Consider the following 3597-nt stretch of genomic DNA (forward strand, 5'->3'; position numbering starts at 1 on the left):
ACTACAAAAAGTAGGAGCAACCCTACTTTTGTTTAATGTTATTAATTAGAATTTTTGGTTAACTGCAATGTTGTAGAATGTTCTTAACATTACCCCAGTTCCCTTATGACCAACATCAGCTGTAATCGCAACATCGAAGTGTGCATAAGGTAAGTTTTCAGTGAACTCTTTTAAGAAACTTGCAGCACGTGAAGAACCACCACGCGGATCAGATACTGAGTTAGCAATATCAGCAACATCTGATTTTAACATTTTTAAGAAGTCGTTGTGGAATGGAAGTCTTCACACTAATTCACCAGTGAATTCAGCTGATTTACTTACTTCATTTCATAAGCAGTTTGAAGTTGTTCAAACTCCTGAGTATGTATCACCAAGAGCATAAATCATTGCTCCTGTTAATGTGGCAATATCAAATAATTTAGATGCTTTTAAGTCTTTAGCAGCATATGTTAATGCGTCAGCTAAAATTAAACGTCCTTCAGCATCTGTGTTATCTAATTCAACAGTTTTTCCGTTGTATGCAACTACTAAATCATCTGGTTTTTGAGCTTCAGCTCCAAGTAAGTTAAACACTAATGGACAAACAGCAACAACATTAACTTTTTCTTCATTAACTGCTAAAGCACGTACTGTTGAAGCAACAATTGCTGCTCCTGACATATCGAATTTCATTCAACGCATGTGTGAACCAGTTTTAACATTATATCCACCAGTGTCAAAACATACACCCTTACCAACAAATGCATATTTTTCTTTTGTTGATGAGTTGTTTAAGTATTCGATTACAACAAGACGAGGTTGGAACTTTTCACTAACTGCAGCTTTTCCTACTCCGTAGTGTAAGTTCATTCCTTTTTGTAATAAATCATCACGATAAAGAACATTAATTTTCACATTCTTAACGCCTGTGAAATAAGCTTTAATTTGTTCTTCAAAATCACCTGGAGTCATTAAGTTTGAAGGTGTATCTTGTAATGTTCTTGCAAATGTTTGAGCTTCAGCAACTGTTGTGTATTTGCTTACTAATTCTTCATATTTTTTGTCAAATACTAAGTTGTGAATGTTTTTTGGAGTTGGTTTTGTTTTAGCAGTATATGGAGTTGCTTCAGCATACATTAAAGCAGCTACTAAAATATTAATAACTGATTCATGACGTTCTTCTGGAACTAATGCTAAAAATGAGTTTAAATCAACACTCACTGGTTTAGCTGCTTTTTCTAAAAAACCAAGCACTGAACGTCATAATTCATTACTATCAAATGTTTCAGTTAACACTAAGTAATGTTCTTTTTGATAAACTTCACCAAAAATTTTGTGTTCAGTTACTTCTTCTTCAAACCCTTTGATTTTATGATCTTTACTAACAGCCTTTAATTCATAAATAAATTCTTTTTTTTCGTTTAGTGTCATGATTATCTTCTTTCTTGCAATCCTTGTCTTTTTATTATATTAAAAACCTATTTAAAAAATAAATAATTTATTAGTTTTAGTGGTTGTTAATATAAATTAACACTTAATTGATGAGATTGTTAAAAAACTTCTTGGTTTTGATACTTTTTTTCTCACCATTTCTAAGCACATCTAAATTATAATCACAGTGCATTATTTCATTAATGATGTTTGTGTATGTTTCATTTTCAATTTGTGGAACTTGTGCTCGAATCGGATTTTTAAAATCGCGATCAACTACTATTACCATATCCCCATTACCAACTAAATTAGTACATAAAGTTGAATTTAAGAAAAGATAACTTTCATTAACATTATTGTTTTTTAAACCAATTAAACAATCTGCGATCTGTTTAAATTCTGTTGTGTTTTCATTACTAAAAGCACTAAATAATAAAACCTTAAAGCCCATTATTTGAGCATTATTTCTTAATCGATAAATTAAGGTTTTAAAGGTTTGAGCATATGAACTTTCTAAAATATCATTATATTCACTGATCACAATTAAAGTTTGTGGAATTTGATCATGTGGGAACTTTTCATTATATTGATAAATATCATTGCAATTATTCGGTTCTAGTTTACGTTTAATCACATCAGTTGTTTTTTCATTTAATGATCTTAATAAACTAATTGTTCCTTCAAACTCATCAGCTTTAGCAACAGCTTTAATGTGCGGTAGTTGATCAATTACACTAAGTGATTTAGTGTTATTGCTTACTAAATATAAATCTAATTCCTTAGGTGATTTTTTATAAAGAGCACTAATAATAGCAACAGATAATAATTTAGAACGACCAGATCCATTATTACCTTGAGCCATAATAATGTTATAGTCATTATTTAAATATATTAGTTCTCGATTACTCTTTTTACCAAGCCCAATATATAGTTGGTTATTATAATCAATTTTATCTAATAATTCTTTTAAACTAACACTTGAACTTAAACTCTTAAAAGCAACTTGAACATATAATTTAGAACCTAAACCAAAGACATTTAATTTAGCATCTTGATGTTGGTTAAGAGTGTAGTAGTTTAAATGTTCTTTTAAGGATTCACTATATCTAGCTAAGATCGCAGATACTTGATTTTCTTTAATTTCATATCCAATTTCAAAACTACTAAATAAAACATTAATAGTAGCTTGATCAAATGTAATGTTTTGTTCACTAAAGAAACGTTGAGCATCTTTGTCAACATCAGCTGCTAATAATTTAAGTTCATGATAAAAATCTTTATTAAGTTCATTGATAATACTTGTTTTTGGATAATATTTGTAGTTATCGGTTTCGATTTCTTCATTAGCTTTATTTTCAACAACTTCATCAGCAAAATCAAAGTTATTTGTAACTAAAGCTGGTTTTGGTTGAAATGATGATTTAGTAGTTGTTGGTGTTTTTGTTTGTTCTTGTTGATCAAAACTAGTTTGGTGTGAGTATGTTTGTGAAATGTTGTTTAGATTTAATTGTTGTTGGTTTGTAGATTGGTTTGAATTAATGTTACTAGTAAATAAAGCTGGTTCAGTTACTAGATTATTAGTTTGTTGTTGAACTGGTTGATTAAATTGTTCAATTTGCTCATAAACCACTTCGTTTTGAACTGGATTAGTAATAGTAACATCTCTATTTTGTTTAATTTCACTCTCTTCTTTGGTTTGTTTTAGTTCATCTACTAAATCATCAACTTGTTTATTTTCTTCTTTATTTACTTGTTGATCTTCTTGATCATTAAGATCAACAAGTTCTAGATTACGATTATGATTTTTGTTAATGCTTTTAATAAAGTAATTAATAATCTTTAATTTAAGATTAAATGTTGTTTTTGTTTTAATGTTTAAACTAATCACAATAGCTAAAATAAGAATTATTAATAAACTAGTTAATACAACACTATAAATTCATCCTGAGTGTTTATATAAATCAACATGAACAAAACCAATAACTCCCCCAAAGCTCATTGGTAATGTATAGTAGTATTGTTGATGTCCAATTGCTTTATTAAAGTTTTTAGCTCATACTGAACTAAAACTAAAACTAGCATCAGATTGCGTTAAACTAAGAGCAAATGAAGCATTCTCAGGTTTAGTTATATCTTGTTTATTAAGTAAAAATAACCCATTACCTAATGAACCTAATAAAATAGGGA

The 3597-nt window shown here is 28.9% G+C and carries 2 protein-coding genes; both read right to left on the reverse strand.

Annotated features, from left to right (window positions below):
- Positions 1-45 precede the first annotated feature (45 nt).
- Positions 46-1410 (reverse strand): leucyl aminopeptidase, encoded by a 1365-nt coding sequence (locus tag UDIV_RS01730; protein WP_038102501.1) that lies wholly within the window; start codon positions 1408-1410, stop codon positions 46-48.
- A 103-nt stretch (positions 1411-1513) separates the two neighbouring features.
- Positions 1514-3597, reverse strand: a 2084-nt coding sequence (locus UDIV_RS01735) for an FtsK/SpoIIIE domain-containing protein (RefSeq protein WP_038102503.1), incomplete at its 5' end; no start/stop codon positions are given.

The sequence above is a fragment of the Ureaplasma diversum NCTC 246 genome (genome assembly GCF_000731915.1).
GTDB lineage: Bacteria > Bacillota_I > Bacilli_A > Mycoplasmatales > Mycoplasmoidaceae > Ureaplasma > Ureaplasma diversum.